Here is a 19,730-nt window from a genome sequence, read left to right on the forward strand (position 1 = left end):
AATGAAAAACAAATACTTATCCCTTGTTATACTTTCCTTCTTTTCGGTAGGAATGTTTGCACAGAGTGATAAAAACGCCGAAGCCTTATTTAACCAAGGTGAAGCTTATTTCCAGGAAGACAATTTTAATGAAGCCAAAAAAGTGTTTATAGATTACCTTGAAGAATCCCCCGAAGATATCAAAGCCTTAATATACCTATCCCAAATAGCTATGTCACAGCAAAATATTCCTTCCATAAAATTTTATAATGAAAGGATTCTCAGCTTAGATATAAAGAATGTGGATGCGTTAATTATCCTTGGAGTGATCTATTCTATCCAAATGGATTTTAATACAGCTAAAGATTTTTTGAATAAGGCAATAACAATTCAGCCCGACAATGCATCTGCACTTTTTAATCTTGGGATTGTTTATGGTACAGCAGGTGAATTATATAATGCAGTAATTGCTTTGAATAAAGCGGCTGAAATAGAACCTGGAAACGGGAAGATATTTGAAGCACTCGGGATGTTCTATCTTCAAAATGATCTTACTGATGAAGCTGAAATCTATTTTAAGAAATCTTTAGTTATAAGCCCGAATTTAATTGAAGCAAGAAAAGGACTAATCATTTTATACCAGAGTCAAAACAAGCTGGAAAATTCTATGCTTTATATTCAGGAGCTTGAAAAACTTTCACCCGATCTGCCTCAGTTATATCTTATTAAAGCTAATCAGGAATATCTCGTAGGAAGATATAAAGACGCTGTAAAATCTGTAATGATTGAATTAGAAAAATATCCTGATGACGCAGATGCTTATTATTTGCTTGCTAATTTATATGAAATAATGGGTGATAAATCCAAATCGAGTGAAGCCTTCTCAATTGCAGAAAAATTATTAAATCGGAATCCTGGTTTTTTTGAAAGTGCTTCGCCCTTAAATATGTATTTGGGTAGTTCTTTAAATAAGTAAACTTTCTTCGAGGTATTATCCGGAAAAGATTGCGCTTACATTAAATCGGATTTGTATTGGGAAAAATGTATGGATAAGATTTCATTATGAGGATCGAAATGATGAATATGATGATGAAAAAATGTAAAGAAGGCAATGATGGAGATGTATAAAACGATGATGGGTAATCCTGAAATGTATGAAATGATGATGAACATGATTAACGGTGAAAGTAGTAAGATGAAACACGATATGATGAAGAATTCGACTAATGAATCAGAGCATAAATCTTAGCATCATTAATTGCTTACAAAAGCTAATTAATTGAGCTGCATTAGTGCCGGTGTAATTATAATAATAATACTCTTTATGTTCAGATATTTTTAAGAACATACTAACTAAGTACTAAACTCTATATTCAAGGAGATTACAATGAAACGAATTGTTTTTTTTATTGCGCTGTTGCTTGTTCTAACATCCAGCAATGGCTTCTCTCAACATCACGGCGGTGCAGTGAACAATGGTAATAGAAAAGACCCTGCAACGGCTGCGCTGCTTTCGATTCAACCGTTGCCTTTTGATTTAGGAAATTTTTACATCGGCAATTGGGAACGTGGAATTCTCTACACAACTGCAGAACTTATCCTTTTTATACCAGCAGCCGTTTTGCTCGGACGCAATGGCTGGTCAGGGGGAATGCATAATTATTCAAATTACCATGACTCAGATTATCGCCCTTCATGGACCTCAACAGAACGGACCCAATTCTATTATTTGGTGGCGGGATACGTAGTAGTAAAGATAATTAGCGCATTTGATGCGGGGTATTCGGCTGAACGATATAATCAGAATATCTCGTTATGCTACGATGAGCAGCATAAAACTGCGATGCTTTCATTGAGCATCCCGCTTAATTCATTTTAAGGAAAGTATCGGAGTGCGGAGAAAAAATTATTGTTTCCAAGCGTTTACGAAAAAAAGTTGATTAAAAAACGAGAATGAAAATGGTTAAAGACCCAGTTTGCGGAATGATTGCAAAAGAAGAATTTAAATATGAATTCAAGGGAAAGATATTTTATTTCTGCTCAAATTTATGTAAAAATGAATTTAAGAATTCTCCGGATAAATATTTGAAGCACAGACACACATCGTATCATAATGAGGAAATAAAGCAAAGAAGGATTGCCTATTTTTCTATGGAAATTGGAATTGATTCTTCAATTCCAACTTATAGCGGCGGCCTGGGTATTTTAGCCGGAGATTTTATAAAATCCTGTGCAGATCTAAAAGTTCCGCTGGTAGCGGTTACTCTTTTATATGAAAAAGGTTATTTTATCCAAAAATTGGATGCTCAAGGAATCCAGCAGGAATTGCCTGTCCAATGGAACCGCAAAGATTTTTAAAACCATTATCTAATAAAGTCAGTATCAAAATAGAAAACAGAGATATATTTATCAGCGCCTGGCAGTATGATATGGTAGGTGTAAGTGGTTATTCTATACCAATAATTTTTTTAGATACGGACTTAGAAGAAAACAGCGAATATGATAAGGGGCTTAACGATTTTCTTTACGGCGGGAATCAGTGGTATAGATTGTTGCAAGAGCTTGTCTTAGGTATTGGCGGCGTGCGTATGCTTCATAGTCTGGGATATACAGGAATTAAAAAATATCATATGAATGAAGGACATGCTTCTTTTCTAACTCTAGAATTATTAAATGAAATGAAAAGAAACAAAGATTCAAAATTAGATTTTGAAGCAGTAAGGGAGCTTTGTGTATTTACAACTCATACTCCAGTTCCAGCGGGGCACGATCAGTTTCCTTACGATTTAGTAAACAATGCATTAAGAGGATTTTTGCCTTCGGATGTTCTTAAGATGCTATGTGGTGAAGAACAACTGAATATGACTTTTCTAGCCTTAAATCTGAGTAAATACATAAATGGTGTTGCAAAAAACACGGTGAAGTTTCTCGATCGATGTTTCCCGAATACTCAATAGAGTCTATAACTAATGGCGTACATTCTTTCACTTGGGTTTGCGATAGCTTCAAAATGTTATACGATAAATATATTCCCGATTGGAAGAACGATTCTTTTAGCCTACGTTATGCCTTGAGCATCCCGGGAGATAAGATATGGAAGGCTCATCAGGAAGCAAAGAACGGATTTATTGATTATATTAATGAAAAGACCGGCAGTGAAATGGATTATAATACCCTCACAATAGGATTTGCAAGAAGGGCTGCCTCTTATAAAAGGGCTGATTTGATTTTTTCTGATATTGACAGGCTGATAAAAATCGCCAATGATGCAGGTAAAATTCAATTTATCTTTTCTGGTAAGGCTCATCCTCTGGATGGGATGGGCAAAGATTTGATAATGAGAATAATTACAGCATCGAAACGATTGGAAGGCAAAATAAAAGTTGTTTACCTTGAAAATTACGATATGGAGTTGGCTAAACTATTAATTTCTGGTGTTGATTTATGGCTTAATACGCCGCGCAAACCACAGGAAGCATCCGGCACATCAGGTATGAAAGCCGCACATAATGGCGTTCCTTCCTTAAGCATTTTAGATGGGTGGTGGATTGAAGGATGCATTGAGGACATTACAGGATGGTCAATCGGTACTCCTCAGAATACGCAAAGCAACGACCAGCAGGACGCCGGCTCTTTATATGATAAGTTAGAGTTTGCAATAATTCCTACTTTTTATAACGGCAGAGAGTATTGGATTAATATGATGCGTCATTCTATAGCTATCAATGCTTCGTTTTTTAATACGCATCGTATGGTTCAACAGTATGTTTTAAATGCATATTAATTAGACAAATATTTTCTTATAAAAATATAGCGAGTTCCAAAATGGAAGAAACAGATGCAATTGTAAACTGTACCAGAGCAATATCTATAAATCCCTTTAATGTTCTTGAATATAAAAAGAGAGGAACATTAAAAGCCGATATCGGAAAATATAAGGAAGCAATAGAAGATTATACCAAAGCAATACAAATGTACTCAAAAGATGCAACATGTTTTTTTAGCAGAGGAACTGTTAAGATTAATCTTGGTGATATAGAAGGAGCTAGAGAGGATTTTAAATTAGCTATGATTTTAGATTTTTCAGTGATTGATGGAAATAGATGATTTTGCTTTAGGAATTATAATCACTGTGTATCGTCCTAAAAAAGCTGATTAAAAACAACTTCTTTTTTTACACTAGAAAATACACTTTAACTTGCAAAAGCTTTTTTAAGAACTTTAAAAATATTTAAACTCCTTAAAAACCTCTTCTAAAAAACTGTCCTAAAAAGTCCTATTTCATTTCAATAATACAATATTTCACTTTGGCATTATTGTTTCATAGGAATATGAAAAATTGAAAAGTGATATTATAAAAATGTTCGAAAATGGTTTTATATGGTTGTTGGGTTACCTGATACTTACAGCAATTTTAGCCAAAATATTTATAGTTATTCTTAAAAATAAATGAATGCTGATTATATCAATTTGCTTCCAAATCGTTTCTTAACACCTTTGAAAAATAACAGTATGAGCTTAATTCTTATTATTTTATTTTTATATCAGTCAGTTCGATTAAACAAATTCTTTATGGAGATAAAATGAATTTTTTCTTAAAAATTTTTTCTTTAATAATCCTCTCGATATCTATTTCTTATCCTCAGACTAAAAGCTACATTAATCTGGATGAGCTGATAAAAGAGACTCTTCAAAACAATCCACAATTAAAAGCCGCACGTAATACAACCGATGCCGCAAGAACAAAAATTAATCAATCATCATCCTGGGATGCTCCGCAAGTTGGGATTGAGTTTTTCAATACGCCGGTGCAGTCATTTCCAAATCCGATTAAAAACAGTATGGAAAACGATTATTTTATTCAACAAATGTTTCCCTTCCCTGGAAAGATAAACGCGATGACTTCCGCTGCTTCAAATAATGCTAACATGGTTGCGCAGCAGTACTTTGCGCTTGAAAAGCAAATCATCAAACAATTAAAAAATTATTATTACGAGTTATATCTGGTACAAAAGAAAATAGAAATCAATTTAGAAAATCAGGATTTGCTAAAACAGTTTTTAGAAATTACGAGAAAACAATATGAACTGGGAATGGGCAAACAACCGGATATATTAAGAGCTCAAACAGAACTTTCTGTTCTGATTAACGAGGGGTAAATCTTGAAAAGGAAAAGACTGATATTCAAACAATGATAAATACAATTTTAAGCCGACCCGCCAATGATCAATTAGGTTATGTTCCCGAGCCGGCTGATACTTTACCGCGATGGAATTTCGATCAGTTGTTTCAATTGGCTGTTGAAAATCGTGCCGAATTAAAAAGTATGAATTACAATATTGATATGTATAAATCAGAATTGGATGCTTCTAAACTAGAATACTATCCGGATATAATGGCAAGACTGATGTATAAAGACATGACTGGAACCACCGATGATTTCTGGGCATTTATGGTCGGGGTAAATGTACCGCTTGCTTTCTGGTCAAGTTCCAAATACACGGGTAAAGTTGAAGAGAACGAACTTAATATTAAAACTGCAGAAGAACAGTATAATCTTATGAAGAATATGGTAGCATCTGATGTTCAAAATTCTTTGGTAAATATCGAAACTAATAGAAACCTAACTGAGCTTTATAAAAACTCCGTCATTCCTCAAGCTGAACAAACCCTGCAATCTACAGTTGCCGCATATCAAACAGGTAAAACAGAATTCTTAATGCTCATTGATGCCTACAGAATGCTTCTTATGTCTAAACTCGATTTTTACATGTCTAAAATGAATTTTCTTCAAAGTCAGGCACAGCTTGAACAGGCTGTTGGTTTAACTCTTGAACAAGTAAATGATAATTTAAAATAGTCTATTTATTGGAGATCAAATGAAAAAATAATTATTAGCGGAATCATCTTTTTAATAGTTGGCTTAGCAATTGGAAAATTTTTCCTTGGCGGAACAGACTCATCTTCAGATAGTCAAGAAAGAAAAATTCTTTACTATCAGGATCCAATGAACCCTGCAAATACTTCCCCAACCCCGAAAAAAGCACCGGACGGAATGGACTTTGTTCCCGTTTATGAAGATCAAAAAGGCGGCAGTGGTCAAAAGAAAATTGCTTACTACCAGGACCCGATGCATCCGTGGTTTACTTCAGATAAACCCGGAACTGCGCCGGATTGCGGCATGGATTTAGTCCCCGTTTATGAGGATGATGAGAATGTTGAAGGTATAAAGATTGATCCCGTCACTGTTCAAAATATTGGCGTAAGAATAGAGACAGTCAAAAAACAAAAACTCAATAATGTAATTAGAACAACCGGTAAAGTTGATTTCGACGAAACAAAAGTTACAACCATTACTACAAAAATTATGGGATGGGTAGAAAAACTTTTTGTTGATTACACCGGCAAATATGTCAGCAAAGGGCAGCCGCTGTTTGAAATTTACAGCCCGGAACTTGTCAGCACACAGGAAGAATATCTGCAAGCAATTCGTTACTTAAAAAAAGTTTCTAATAGTTCTGATGATGTTAAAAACGGCGCACAGGAATGAGTCAACAGCGCCAAACGAAGATTATTGTGTTGGGATATTTCTGAAAAAGATATTGCCGAGATTGAAAAAAATAATACTCCGAAGAAAACGCTTACAATTTATTCTCAAGTAAACGGAACGGTTGTGGATAAGATGATTTTTGAAGGGCAGCAAATTATGGCTGGGATGAGTTTGTATAAAGTTGCCGATCTTTCAAATGTTTGGGTGATGGCTGATATTTATCAGGTTGATTTGCCCTGGATTAAGCTCGGGCAAAAAGTTGAACTGGAGCTTTCCTATTTACCTGGCAAAACTTATAATGGAACAGTTACGTACATTTATCCCTACCTTAATGAAGAAACTAAAACTATAAAAGTAAGAACGGAAGTTCGGAACACTTCGAATTACGATTTCAAACCGGGAATGTTTGCAACGGTAAAACTTGTTTCGCCAATTTCAGTTGAAGCGGTTGTTGTGCCGGATCAGGCAATCATTCGCACTGGTGAAAGGACAATTGCAGTAATGTCTCTTGGCGGCGGTTACTTCGATCCGAGAGAAGTTAAACTCGGCGTTTCTTCTGATGGATTGGTTCAAGTGCTCGAAGGAATTAAGGATGGTGAAAAAATTGTTATCTCTTCGCAGTTCCTAATTGATTCGGAAAGCAATCTGAAAGCAGCAATTCAACAAATGAGGGGTCATGAAGGAATGGATATGTCCAAACCGATGGAAGAACAGAAACCGAATGAACAAACTAAGTCGGATTCAAATGAAAAAAATATTTTAAACAAAGACAAAAAAACAAAGTCAAACAAGACTGAAATGAGTCATGAAGATCACAGTCTTGTTCGTACAGGAGTGATTGACTTAAAAGCAATAGATGAAAATAATGACGGAAAGGTTTTTCAAGATCAAATGGATTGGAATGTAATATCCGATAAGCCCGGCAAATGCCCAATCTGCGGAATGAAATTAAAAGAAGTTACAATAGATGAAGCTAAAGTTGATCTTGAAAAACATGGTTTCAAATTTAAAAAGTAAGTTAATCCTAACGGTTATTTTTTTAACATATTCTCCGGAAGTCCCTCTCTTTTTAAGAGAGGGATTTAGGGTGAGTTAATAAATTAGAGTAAAGCAAATAATTTTGAGCCTAAACAACAAAGCTAAATTAGTTCAAATTGCGAAGTCAGTCTGTAGAGAACTTAGAAAGAATCAAACAGAAGCAGAAAAAATCTTTTGGCAAGCTGTTCGTAATAGGAAATTTTGTGGTAAAAAGTTTTATCGGCAGTACCCAATTTTTCATGATATAACTGGCAAAGAAACTTTTTTCGTTGCCGATTTTTATTGCTACGAAGCAAAGCTTGTTGTTGAGCTTGATGGAAAAATACATCAGTACAGACTAATAGAAGATAGTGTCAGAAAAGAATTTATAAATCACTTAGGAATAAAAGTTGTAAGATTTAAGAATGATGAGATAGTTAACAATCTATCAAAATTATTAGATGAGGTAAAAAAACATCTTGATAGTTATTGAACTCATCCCCCGCCCCCTTCTCTTAGAAAGAGAAGGGGAGATTAAAAATTCACTCTCTTTTCAAGAGAGAGATTTAGGGTACGTTAGTTCTATGTTAAACTTAAAAAAATAAATAAAGTAGAAAAACACTGGAGATAAAATGTTAGAAAAAATTATAGAGTTTTCAATTAGAAATAAATTCATGGTTATCCTTGCGACTTTATTTTTAATCGGTGTTGGAATCTATTCGATGTTAAGCACGCCGGTAGATGCGATACCGGATTTAAGTGATGTTCAGGTTATAATTTATACGCAATATCCGGGGCAATCACCAAAGACAGTTGAAGATTAGGTTACATATCCGCTAACAACAGCAATGGTTTCAGTGCCTGGTTCAAAAGTAGTACGAGGATATTCCTTCTTCGGTTATTCTCTTGTTTATGTGATCTTCGAAGATGGAACAGATATTTATTGGGCAAGAAGCAGAGTGCTTGAGTATTTAAACTATGCACAGCAAAGACTTCCAAATAATATTGTGCCCACCTTAGGACCGGATGCCACAGGCGTTGGTTGGGTTTACGAATATAAACTAACCTCGGATAAAAGATCACTTCAAGAACTTCGATCAATTCAAGATTGGTATTTAAAATATCCACTCTCTGCGGTTGAGGGCGTTTCAGAAGTTGCAAGTATCGGCGGCTATGTAAAGCAATATCAAGTTACGGTTGATCCTGCAAAATTACTTGCCTATAACATTCCGCTGAGTATGGTTGATATGGCAATTAAAAAATCCAATAACGATGTTGGCGGCGAAGTTATTGAAATGGGTGAAATGGAATTTATGGTGCGCGGACTCGGTTATATTAAATCTGTGGAGGATGTTCAAAACATTCCCTTGATGGTTGATAAAATGACAAACACCCCTGTTTATTTGAAGGATGTTGCAGATGTTACAATTGGTCCTTTGATGAGAAGAGGATTGGCTGAATCAAACGGTGAAGGTGAAGTGGTCGGCGGAATTATTGTTATGAGATATGGACAGAACGCACTTAAAGTTATTGAAAATGTAAAACAAAAAATAGAAGAATTAAAAGCCGGACTTCCCGAAGATGTAAAAATTGAATCTGTTTATGATCGCTCAGGTTTAATTGAACGAGCGATAGATACACTAAAAGAAAAACTTGTAGAGGAAATTTTATTTGTAGCGTTAATATGTATTTTATTTTTGCTTCACGCTCGAAGCGCATTTGTGGCAATCATTACGCTGCCTACAGCAATACTCATGGCATTTATCGTTATGCGCTGGCAGGGCATTAACGCCAACATAATGTCTTTGAGTGGAATTGCAATTGCAATAGGCGCAATGGTGGATGCAGCAATAATTATGATTGAAAACGCCCATAAGCATATTGAACATGATATGCTTAAACCGCAAGAGCAGAGAAGAGAACGCTGGCAGCTTATTCTTGATGCATCCAAAGAAGTTGGACCATCATTATTCTATTCACTTTTGGTGATCACTGTTTCTTTCATTCCGGTATTCACACTTGAAGCGCAGGAAGGAAGATTATTCAGACCGCTGGCATTTACAAAAACATATTCGATGGCAGCAGCCGCAATTCTTTCAGTTACTCTTGTTCCTATTTTAATGGGCTACTGGATTAAAGGCAGAATTTTACCCGAAGAAAAAAATCCTATCAACAGATTTCTTATTAAAATTTATCATCCCGTTGTTGATTTTGTAATCAAGCATAACAAAGCTGTGCTTGTTACGGCGCTGATTATTCTCGGGTTAACAATAATTCCCTTCAATAAAATTGGTTCCGAATTTATGCCTCCGCTTTATGAAGGCGACCTGCTTTATATGCCTACAACCATGCCGGGAATGTCAATTACTAAAGCGAGAGAAATATTACAACAGACAGATAAAATCATTAAAACATTTCCCGAAGTTCACCACGTATTTGGAAAAATAGGACGTGCAGAAACAGCAACAGATCCGGCAGGGCTTGACATGGTCGAAACTACAATAATGTTAAAACCTGAAGATGAATGGCGACCCGGTATGACCGTTCAAAAATTAATTGATGAAATGGACAGAGCTATTCAATTCCCCGGTGTTACTAATGCATGGACTATGCCTATCAAAACAAGAACGGATATGCTCAGCACGGGAATCAAAACTCCGGTTGGAATAAAAATATCCGGACCTGATTTATTAACGCTGCAGGATATTGGTAAAGAAGTTGAATCGGTAATGCGAACAGTTCCTGGAACTTTAAGTGCATTTGCTGAAAGGGCTGTCGGTGGAAATTATCTCGATATAGAAATCAACAGAAAAGAAGCAGCTCGTTATGGATTAACTATTGAAGATATTCAAATGGTGATACAATCTGCAATGGGTGGCATGTCTGTTACAAATACTGTTGAAGGATTGGAAAGATACACGGTAAATCTTCGTTATAGTCGAGAGTTGAGAGATAATATTGAAGCTATGAAAAAAGTACTTGTACCAACACCCATTGGTGAGCAAGTCCCTATTGGTCAGCTTGCAACTATAACACCGCGTAAAGGTCCTATGGTTGTAAGAAGTGAAGATACACGTCCAAATGCGTGGGTTTATGTTGATATAAAGGATATTGATGTCGGCACTTATGTAAAAAATGCACAAAAGTTTGTATCAGAAAAAATTAAACTGCCCCAAGGTTATAACATTACATGGAGCGGCGAATACGAATATATGCTGCGTGCACAAGAAAGACTACTGTATGTGATCCCGATGACACTGTTTATCATCTTTGTAATCATTTATCTCAATACTAAATCTTTGATAAAGGTTGCTATCGTATTCCTTGCTGTTCCCTTTTCTCTTGTCGGTACTTTTTGGTTACTCTATCTACTCGGTTACAATATAAGTATTGCTGTTTGGGTGGGTATAATTGCGCTTGCCGGTTTAGATGCGGAAACAGGTGTAGTTATGTTGCTCTATCTTGATGTTGCATTAAAAGAATGGAAAGAAAAAGGACTGCTGACAGGATTAAAAGGATTGAAAGACGCTATCCATCACGGTGCTGTAAAACGAGTACGACCGAAAATTATGACTGCGGCGGTAATCCTTGCCGGCTTAGCTCCAATTATGTGGAGTCACGGAACCGGCGCTGATGTTATGAAACGTATTGCTGCTCCAATGCTTGGCGGTGTTGTTACTTCTGTCTTGATGGAGCTTGCTGTTTACCCGGTTATCTATTATTTGTGGAGATCGTGGGAAATGAAAAAGCAGGCAAAGCTAGAAGGAAGACTTTTAGAAAATTAAAAATAAGTAAGGAAGATTAATATGAAAGAAATAAAAGCATATATAAGACCATCTGTAGCCGATAGAGTTATTTCAGCATTGGAAATAGCCGGAACAAAAGGGATGACTGTAATAGATGTATCCACTATTGGCGGCTGGGCTGATCCGGTAAATTCAAAGTTGTCAATTAAATATTGCGAAAGATACAGCAGCAGTATGAAAATTGAACTTGTTTGTTCGGATGATGATATTGAAAAATTTGTAAAAATTATACTCGATAACGCTCATACCGGAAGTAAAGGCGATGGAAAAATTTTCGTGTCGGATATATTTGAAGCAATAAGTATAAGAACAAAAAAACGTGGTGCGGAAGCTCTATAACAAGAATTAAATAGTAAGTGCGATGAAAAGAGAAAATAAAAATGAGATCAAATACTAATATTTTACGTGACCCTGTTTGCAGGAAAAAATAAATCCTAACAAAGTTTATGCTAATGTAAAATATGGCGAAGAGACTTATTACTTATGCTGCCCGATTTGCCAGGAAGAGTTTGAGAAAGAACTCGGAAAGTTTATTGACAAATTAAAAATGTAAAACCCTTAACCGAGGATAATATGTTGAACGAAGTGAAATCCCGTTTTGCGGGACGCAACGATAGAAAATTGTTATTTACAAATGAGATAATAAAATGTCCGAAATCTTAAATAAAAATAGAAATAAATCGCGGCGGAATATTCTAAAATATTTCTTAGGCGGTGGTTTGGCTGGACTTGCATTTTCCGTCATATACCCGGTTATAAAATATTTAATTCCACCAAAATCTGCAGAGCCGGTTCCAAATACTGTTATTGCTGGTAAGGTAGGAGAATTAAAACCGAACAGTGGAAAAATATTTCGCTTCGGTAATGAACCAGGTATTCTCATAAATACTTCGGAGGGAGAATTAAGAGCCTTCACAGCTACTTGCACACATTTAGCTTGCACTGTTCAATACAGAGGAGACTTTGAACATATTTGGTGTGCGTGTCATAATGGGCACTATGATCTTAGAGGAATTAATATTGCCGGTCCGCCCCCAAGACCATTAACACCTTTCAAAGTGAATCTCAAAGGAGATCAGATTTTCGTTTCGAAAGAAAGTTAGAAAAATCAAAATTTAAAAGGCAGTTGTTTGGATAAATGAGATAAGAAAATGTCAGAAACATTAATATACATAATCATATTTGCAGTGATAACGTTTTTTATGCCCAGAGGACACGGTGCTCACGGCGGCGGTGGAATGGGCAACTGCAGCGGACATTCACACGGTTCGCATAAAGGACATTCAAATAAAGATAATGAATCTGACACAAATGGATCAGATCTTAAACAAGAATGTGAACATCAGCTTCATTATTAAAACTAATTAGATGATAAAATGGTTAAGAAAATTCATTTTTTTATTTTACCAACGTCCAGTTTGATCTATGGAATTAGCTGGGCAGTGGTCTATTTAACATTCTCTGCTTTTCACGGAATGACTAAAATGTTTAACGACGACTTTGTATTTTTAATAGCCAGTGTATTTAATATCAAAATTAGTTCTATTACAGCCGGTCTTACTTTCGCTTTTTTTGATGGGGCATTAGTCGGATTAATTGTAGGAACTTTAATTATTATGCTGTTTAAAAAAAATGAAGTATAATTAAAGTTTACATAGAATTATTGAATGGATTGATAATATTGAAAGAAATTGATAACACTGATGTGATTAGACATAGGTATAATAGATATTCAAAATTCTATGATATTTTTGAATTACCTATGGAAGTACTTTTTAGTAAATGGAGGAAAGAATTAGTAAAATATGGTTCAGGAAAAGTATTGGAAGTTGGTGTGGGTACAGGGAAAAATATCAAATATTATCCTAATGATATTGACTTAACAGCAATTGATTTCAGTGATGGGATGCTTTCGAAGGCAATTAAAAAATACAAGGACAAATTAAACATTAAGTTTATACAAATGGATATTCAAGCAACTAACTTTGAATCTAATACTTTCGATACAGTTATTGCTTCATATGTATTTTGTTCTGTTCCGGATCCTATTAAAGGGCTGAAAGAAATCAATCGGATATGTAAAAATAGTGGAAGAATAATTCTGCTTGAGCATGTAAGAAGTGAAAACAAAATAGTTGGTGCGGTGATGGACTTGATTAACCCACTAATGGTAAACTTGCTTGGCTTTAACATAAATAGAAAAACTGAGACGAATATAGTTGATGCCGGATTTTATTCTTATCAGGTCAGGCATTTATGGTTCGATATTTTTAGAATGTTGATTATAAATAACAAGAAATAAATTCCAAATAAAAATCGGAGAAAATAATGGGCTACTATTATAGTAAAATAATAGAGGACAGCTTTGAGAACACTCTGCGTAAAACAGAAGTTGCTCTTAAACAGGAGGGTTTCGGTATTTTAACTGAAATTGATGTTAAGGAAACCTTAAAGAAAAAATTAGATGTCGATTTCAAGAAGTATAAAATATTGGGTGCTTGCAATCCCCCTTATGCTTATAATGCCTTACTGGCAGAAGACAAAATAGGTGTTATGCTACCTTGTAATGTCATTGTTATTGAACAGGAAGAAAATAAATTCGAGGTGGCTGCTGTTGATCCGGTATCATCGATGCAAGCTGTTAAAAATGATAATCTTTCTGAAATTGCAGCAGAAATAAAAGCAAAGTTAAAAAAAGTCGTAAATAGTCTTTCTTAAGTATGAAAACATGTAGTGATTTAAGAAAAAATAGTTTATTGGTTAAGTGTTGGCTTTATTGCTTTGATAAATGACCTTATTGAAAACGCGTATCTTCTATCAGCGAGAGACAAATATTTTTGATAAAACGAAAAGAATCTAAAGTTATTGTTTATAAAATATTTCCCAAAGCTATTGAAAATTTCTGTCCTACAATATCTGCAAATAACTAATAAACTCTTCATTGATTCTCTTAACATATTTAAAAATTTTTAAGATTCTTAAATCCTTCAATAAGTAAAGTCTCAAACATTTACTAAAAACACAACTTTTGAGTGGCACTCCTATTGCAATGTCCTTGATACAATAAAAAAAGTTAAGAAAATGTTTCATGATTAAAAATAATTTAATTTCAGGGCACGAATCTCACCAACAATAAGAGAATATAAATTAAGTGCAAGGAGATTATAAAATGTTGAATGAATTGAAATCCCGCATTGCGGGGACACACGACCCTGTATGTGGTATGGAAGTTAAATCACCATCAAAATATTTTATTGATTTGGACGGGAAAAAGTATGAGTTCTGCTCGGAAAACTGCCAAAACAAATTTGCTCTTGACCCTAATAAATATATTGAGGAAATAAATAAAGTGGAACCATCAAATAGAACTACAAGCTATGGAATAGAAAAACTTTCTTTACCTATTAATGGTTTGCACTGCGCTTCCTGTGTTACCACCGTAGAAAAAGCAATAAAGAAGCTGCCGGGTATAAAAGTAGCTCACGTTAATTATGCTACAGCAACTGCACACGTGGAATTTAAAAGTGGTGAAACTTCAACCGAAGAAATAATCGGAGCAATTAAAAAAGCCGGTTATCAAACCGGGCAGACAACTTTGAAGATTGGAATACGAGGAATGCATTGCGGGTCGTGTGTGACCAAGATTGAAAAAGAGCTGAAACAAAAAAGCGGTGTTGTTTCTGCAAGTGTTGACCTTGGAAATGAATCTGCTATTGTAATTTATATTCCTGGTCTTATTGATACAAAAGCAATTAAAAATGTTATTGAAAAATTAGGTTACCAGACATTCGATACTTCTGGAATAAAAGCCGAAGAGAAATCTGTAACGCCCTTGAGTAAAATTGAAAAAGCAGCAGCAGAACCTGTTGATGAGAACCAGGCTGCCCGTGAAAAAGAATATAAAACATTGATAAGAAAATTTATCTTTGCTGCAATACTTGCTCTGCCTGTTATTTTCTTCAGTTATCCAACTGTTTGGGGATTATCCGAACAATTTCAAATGGGTTCTCCTGTTTTAAGATACATCTGGATAGCAATGGGAATATTAGCTCTGCCCGTGATGTTCTGGTCGGGCTCACAGTTTTATACAGGTGCATTAGCGGCATTTAAAAATCGTTCGGCAAATATGCACACATTAATTGCAACCGGAATTTCGGCAGCGTGGGTCTATTCGATGATCGCTACCTATTTTCCACAAATATTTCCCGTAACTGAATTAGCCGATCAGTTTTTTGATGTAATTTTTGTTGTAGTAGCGCTGGTTGTACTAGGAATGGCTCTTGAGATTAGGGCAAAAGGAAAAAGTTCTGAAGCAATAAAAAAACTGATTGGATTGCAAGCGAAAACCGCAAGAGTATTGCGTAATGGAAATGAAATTGATCTGCCTGTTGAAGAAGTGGTACTTGACGATATAATTATTGTAAGACCCGGAGAAAAAATTCCTGTAGATGGTATCCTTGTAGATGGATCATCATCAATAGACGAATCGATGATTACTGGTGAATCTATTCCAGTTGAAAAGCACGCTGGCGATGAATTAATCGGAGCTACAATTAACAAAACCGGTTCCTTTAAATTCAAAGCTACAAAAGTTGGAAAGGATACAGCGCTCGCACAAATTATTCAGATGGTTGAACAAGCTCAGAGTTCTAAAGCTCCCATTCAAAAATTGTTGACAAGGTTTCAGGATATTTTGTCCCTGCAGTTATCATTGCAGCTATTCTTTCATTTGTTATATGGTATGTATTCGGACCCGCACCTCAGCTTATTTATGCACTGATTGTTTTTGTAACTGTATTAGTAATTGCCTGCCCGTGTGCTCTTGGTCTGGCAACACCAATTTCTTTAATGGTTGGTGTAGGTAAAGGTGCTGAGAACGGAATATTAATTAGAAGCGGGGAGGCATTGGAAACAGCACAAAAGTTAAACACAATTGTTCTGGATAAAACCGGAACCATAACTGAAGGGAAACCTTCTTTAACAGATGTTCTTACCGCAAATGGATTTTCCGAAAATGATGTTCTTAGATTAAGCGCGAGTGTTGAAAAATCTTCCGAGCATCCTTTAGCTGAAGCTATTGTGAACGGAGCTAAAAATAAATCTCTCGAATTGTTTGATGCTCAAAACTTTAATGCTGTGCCCGGTCACGGTGTTGAAGCAAATGTTAATGGAAGAAAAATATTTCTTGGCAACTTAAAGATGATGGAAAAATTTTCTATAGATCTTGGTGATCTGGAAGAAAAAAGTATAAAACTTGCAGATGATGGTAAAACACCAATGTTTATTGCAATAGATGATAAAGCTGCCGGAATTATTGCCGTTGCAGATACGATTAAATCGGATTCTAAAGATGCCATTGCATTGCTTAAAAAAATGGGATTGGAAGTAGTAATGATAACCGGCGATAATACAAGGACTGCAAATGCAATCGGCAGACAGGTTGGTATAGATAGAGTTCTCGCGGAAGTTTTGCCGGAAGATAAAGCATTCAATGTTCAGAAACTGCAAAATGAAGGGAAGATAGTTGCAATGGTTGGTGATGGAATAAATGATGCCCCTGCACTAGCACAAGCAGATATCGGTCTAGCAATAGGTACAGGAACTGACGTTGCAATTGAAGCGTCTGACATTACTTTAATTAAAGGAAGTCTTAAAGGTGTTGTTTTAGCTATTCAGCTTTCCAACGCTACAATGAAAAATATAAAAGAGAATTTATTCGGGGCTTTCTTTTACAATGGATTGGGATTACCAATTGCTGCTGGTTTGCTTTTCCCCTTCTTCGGAGTTTTGCTCTCTCCAATAATTGCTGGTGCAGCTATGGCATTCAGTTCAGTAACAGTTGTAACTAATGCAAATCGTTTACGAAGATTTTCCCCAAAAGGAATTCCTTCGGAAAAACCAAAATTGAAATAAGGAGTTGATAAAATGGCACTTGATCAAATTTTAGTAATCATAGGTGGACTTGGTTTATCGGCTTTAGTTGCCTGGTATTTCTGGTTCTCTGAAAAGAATGCAATAAAAGTTGATGTTTCGAATAGCGGAGTACAGGAAGCTGTCATTAAAGTGAAAGGCGGCTACACGCCCGATGTTCTTATATTCGAAGCCGGGAAACCAATCAAACTTAATTTTATTAGAGAGGAAACTGCTGCCTGTACTGAAGAAGTTGTCTTCTCAGATTTTAATAAAAGAGCAACGCTTACACCATTTAAAACTATTCCGGTAGAATTGGAAATTGATAAACCTGGAGAATATGGTTTTCAATGCGGAATGGGAATGATTAAAGGGAAATTGATTGTTCAATAATTTTCCTTTAAAACCTTGTTTGTTCTAAACGTGGTTAATGAAAACATTTAAATGAAGAAATGACTTTAGCCAAATAACAATAAACATAATGGAGAGTAAAATGAATTCTAATAAAACAAAAATATTTTCGTTTTTTCTTATTGCTTTTGTTTTTGTGGGTATCCATCCCTACGGAACAAGTTTAATATTTGCACAATTAGAAAAAGGTCCGAAAGCAGTGATCCGTCCAACGGGATATGATTTTGGAAATATTGTGCAAGACTCAATTATTGCAAGAAATTTTGTAATTACAAATGGAGGAAGCGATGTTCTTAAGATAACCAAAGTTAGTGCTTCTTGTGGGTGTACTGCTGTAATGCCTGCAAAAAACGAATTAATGCCGGGTGAATCAACAGACATAAAAGTTACATTTAATTCAAAAGGAAAATCCGGAAAGCAAAACAAGATCATTACCATTGAGACAAATGATCCAAAGAATTCTGCAATAAAACTTTCTCTGACTGGAAATGTTTTTATAAAAGAAAGCTCTTCTAATCAGATTGAAAAAAGTAAAACTGAAAATTTCAAAATAAATTAAGAAATCACCTTACGTAAAAGTAGCTTTTATGTCATTCTGAACTTGTTTCAGAATCTTCTTTTCCTAAGATTTTTAGATGCTGAAATGAATTCAGCATGACAACTGCGTAAGGTGCTTAATAAATCAACTGACTAATAATTATAAATTAAAAAGGAACTTATCATGAAAACAATGGCGTATTTATCTTTTCTTCTTGCTGTCTTTCTTTTGATCATCGGATCATCTTTTGCTCAGGATACGACTCAACAAAAAAGCTGCTGTAAAAAGGAGATGAAAGAAATGAATGAAGATTCACATCATAATATGGATATGGACAACAGCGAATCGAAGCATCAAAATATGGACATGGATAATCACCAGCCCGGAGAACAATCCATTCTCAGAGAAGGTGAAATTGATCTTAAAGGAATAGATATGAATAAAGATGGTAAAGTATATCAGGATGTGATGGACTGGAACGTAATTTCAGACACTCCCGGCGAATGCCCGGTCTGTGGTATGGAACTAAAAGAAGTAAGTCTGGAAAAAGCAACAGAAAATTTGATAAAGAACAATTTCAAAGTAAAATAATTGCAAATTTATGAGGTATTAAAATGATTTGTAACTTTTGCGGAACTAATAATAGTCAGGAAAATAAATTCTGCTCTAACTGTGGAGAAGAGTCAGTTGCGGCAAATAATTCCGGATTAAATGTTTGTTCCCACTGTGGTGCAGAAAATGATAAGGACAATAGTTTTTGTATCGCCTGCGGTAATAAGATATCTACTGGGTTTTACAAAAGCGAACATTCGGATCAGCCTAATAGAAATTACAAACAGAATAGGAGAGAAATATCTAAGAAGGTACTCAACAATAATAAAAAGAGTAGGCATCAATTTAATAGCAGCAATAGTCTTAAGACTTTGTGGATCATTGTAGGGACTGTTATTGTAACCGTGCTGCTCCTTATTTCTTTTGATCTAATCTTTAGAATTGACTCGAATAAAATTCCCATTGACAAGGTTAGCAGTAATCCGGTAATTGAGGCAAAGGTTTTTGAAGTTGCTTCTAAATTCGTTTGCTCTTGCGGCACTTGCAATGAGGAATCTCTTGAGGCATGTGCTTGCGGACGTGCTGTTGAGGAACGGCAATTTATTCGTGGCTATTTAGAGCAGAATCAAAAGCCGGACGATATTGTTGTTGCGGTTGCAAATAAATATGGCTGGATGAAAGCCGAATTTGCATCGAACTATAAAGTGGATGTTTCAAGAGTTTGGAAACCAAGTCAACTTCAAGTAACAAAAGATATTATTTCAACTACACCAGGGTTTAAGTAATACCAAAGCTACAATTTCAGACAAATATATAATTTACTCTGTTTTTAATTGCCCTTGCAAGCAATGTACAATTGATGAACTGAAAGATTGCAACTGTCCTCACCCTAATGGTGCTAAAGAGGTAAAAAGTTTTATTGATAATAAAATAAATGAAAATAGATATACAATTAATGAAATTATCG

At 35.3% G+C, this 19,730-nt stretch carries 19 protein-coding genes and 3 pseudogenes; all 22 read left to right on the top strand.

Annotated features, from left to right (window positions below; genetic code table 11):
• The first annotated feature begins 1 nt into the window (after position 1).
• The 22 genes and pseudogenes from IPH11_01760 to IPH11_01865 all read left to right on the top strand — a co-directional run bounded on the left by IPH11_01760 (position 2) and on the right by IPH11_01865 (position 19,548).
• A complete protein-coding gene (locus IPH11_01760) occupies positions 2 to 955 on the top strand; it encodes a tetratricopeptide repeat protein (protein ID MBK6912451.1) in 954 nt (317 codons plus the stop codon).
• Between the two features lie 411 nt (positions 956 to 1,366).
• Entirely contained in the window at positions 1,367 to 1,858 is a 492-nt protein-coding gene (locus IPH11_01765) for a hypothetical protein (GenBank protein ID MBK6912452.1), read from the top strand.
• 80 nt (positions 1,859 to 1,938) lie between these two features.
• Positions 1,939 to 3,763, top strand: a pseudogene (gene glgP, locus IPH11_01770) (alpha-glucan family phosphorylase).
• Positions 3,764 to 3,804: 41 nt separating this feature from the next.
• Positions 3,805 to 4,086: a hypothetical protein gene (locus IPH11_01775; GenBank protein ID MBK6912453.1), complete on the top strand. Its 282-nt coding sequence runs from the start codon at positions 3,805 to 3,807 to the stop codon at positions 4,084 to 4,086.
• A gap of 476 nt (positions 4,087 to 4,562) precedes the next feature.
• Complete coding sequence (locus IPH11_01780) at positions 4,563 to 5,138, top strand: TolC family protein (protein MBK6912454.1); 576 nt, start codon at positions 4,563 to 4,565, stop codon at positions 5,136 to 5,138.
• A 32-nt stretch (positions 5,139 to 5,170) separates the two neighbouring features.
• Entirely contained in the window at positions 5,171 to 5,839 is a 669-nt protein-coding gene (locus tag IPH11_01785) for a TolC family protein (protein ID MBK6912455.1), read from the top strand.
• A gap of 147 nt (positions 5,840 to 5,986) precedes the next feature.
• Positions 5,987 to 6,529, top strand: a complete 543-nt coding sequence (locus IPH11_01790; GenBank protein MBK6912456.1) for an efflux RND transporter periplasmic adaptor subunit — start codon at positions 5,987 to 5,989, stop codon at positions 6,527 to 6,529.
• Between the two features lie 24 nt (positions 6,530 to 6,553).
• Positions 6,554 to 7,546 carry an efflux RND transporter periplasmic adaptor subunit gene (locus IPH11_01795; GenBank protein MBK6912457.1) on the top strand — a complete coding sequence of 331 codons (993 nt, stop codon included), beginning with the start codon at positions 6,554 to 6,556 and terminating at the stop codon, positions 7,544 to 7,546.
• Between the two features lie 103 nt (positions 7,547 to 7,649).
• The gene (locus IPH11_01800) at positions 7,650 to 8,039 is read left to right on the top strand and encodes an endonuclease domain-containing protein (protein MBK6912458.1); all 390 of its coding nucleotides are present in this window, start codon (positions 7,650 to 7,652) and stop codon (positions 8,037 to 8,039) included.
• Positions 8,040 to 8,178: 139 nt separating this feature from the next.
• Positions 8,179 to 11,331: pseudogene (locus IPH11_01805) on the top strand (efflux RND transporter permease subunit).
• A gap of 21 nt (positions 11,332 to 11,352) precedes the next feature.
• Entirely contained in the window at positions 11,353 to 11,691 is a 339-nt protein-coding gene (locus IPH11_01810) for a P-II family nitrogen regulator (GenBank protein ID MBK6912459.1), read from the top strand.
• A 76-nt stretch (positions 11,692 to 11,767) separates the two neighbouring features.
• Positions 11,768 to 11,905 carry a TRASH domain-containing protein gene (locus IPH11_01815; GenBank protein MBK6912460.1) on the top strand — a complete coding sequence of 46 codons (138 nt, stop codon included), beginning with the start codon at positions 11,768 to 11,770 and terminating at the stop codon, positions 11,903 to 11,905.
• A gap of 94 nt (positions 11,906 to 11,999) precedes the next feature.
• Positions 12,000 to 12,455, top strand: a complete 456-nt coding sequence (locus IPH11_01820; GenBank protein MBK6912461.1) for a Rieske 2Fe-2S domain-containing protein — start codon at positions 12,000 to 12,002, stop codon at positions 12,453 to 12,455.
• A 48-nt stretch (positions 12,456 to 12,503) separates the two neighbouring features.
• Positions 12,504 to 12,710 carry a hypothetical protein gene (locus IPH11_01825; GenBank protein ID MBK6912462.1) on the top strand — a complete coding sequence of 69 codons (207 nt, stop codon included), beginning with the start codon at positions 12,504 to 12,506 and terminating at the stop codon, positions 12,708 to 12,710.
• Between the two features lie 18 nt (positions 12,711 to 12,728).
• Positions 12,729 to 12,995: a hypothetical protein gene (locus tag IPH11_01830; protein MBK6912463.1), complete on the top strand. Its 267-nt coding sequence runs from the start codon at positions 12,729 to 12,731 to the stop codon at positions 12,993 to 12,995.
• 47 nt (positions 12,996 to 13,042) lie between these two features.
• Complete coding sequence (locus IPH11_01835) at positions 13,043 to 13,654, top strand: methyltransferase domain-containing protein (GenBank protein MBK6912464.1); 612 nt, start codon at positions 13,043 to 13,045, stop codon at positions 13,652 to 13,654.
• A 26-nt stretch (positions 13,655 to 13,680) separates the two neighbouring features.
• A complete protein-coding gene (locus IPH11_01840) occupies positions 13,681 to 14,070 on the top strand; it encodes a DUF302 domain-containing protein (GenBank protein ID MBK6912465.1) in 390 nt (129 codons plus the stop codon).
• A 505-nt stretch (positions 14,071 to 14,575) separates the two neighbouring features.
• Positions 14,576 to 17,265, top strand: a pseudogene (locus IPH11_01845) (heavy metal translocating P-type ATPase).
• Between the two features lie 12 nt (positions 17,266 to 17,277).
• A complete protein-coding gene (locus tag IPH11_01850; GenBank protein MBK6912466.1) occupies positions 17,278 to 17,655 on the top strand; it encodes a cupredoxin domain-containing protein in 378 nt (125 codons plus the stop codon).
• 100 nt (positions 17,656 to 17,755) lie between these two features.
• Positions 17,756 to 18,232, top strand: coding sequence for a DUF1573 domain-containing protein (locus IPH11_01855; protein ID MBK6912467.1), 477 nt, complete (start codon positions 17,756 to 17,758; stop codon positions 18,230 to 18,232).
• Positions 18,233 to 18,394: 162 nt separating this feature from the next.
• Positions 18,395 to 18,802: a hypothetical protein gene (locus IPH11_01860; GenBank protein MBK6912468.1), complete on the top strand. Its 408-nt coding sequence runs from the start codon at positions 18,395 to 18,397 to the stop codon at positions 18,800 to 18,802.
• Between the two features lie 23 nt (positions 18,803 to 18,825).
• Positions 18,826 to 19,548 carry a zinc-ribbon domain-containing protein gene (locus IPH11_01865; GenBank protein MBK6912469.1) on the top strand — a complete coding sequence of 241 codons (723 nt, stop codon included), beginning with the start codon at positions 18,826 to 18,828 and terminating at the stop codon, positions 19,546 to 19,548.
• The last annotated feature ends 182 nt before the right edge of the window (positions 19,549 to 19,730 follow it).

The organism is Ignavibacteriales bacterium, from assembly GCA_016709155.1.
Taxonomy (GTDB): Bacteria; Bacteroidota; Ignavibacteria; order Ignavibacteriales; family Ignavibacteriaceae; genus JADJEI01.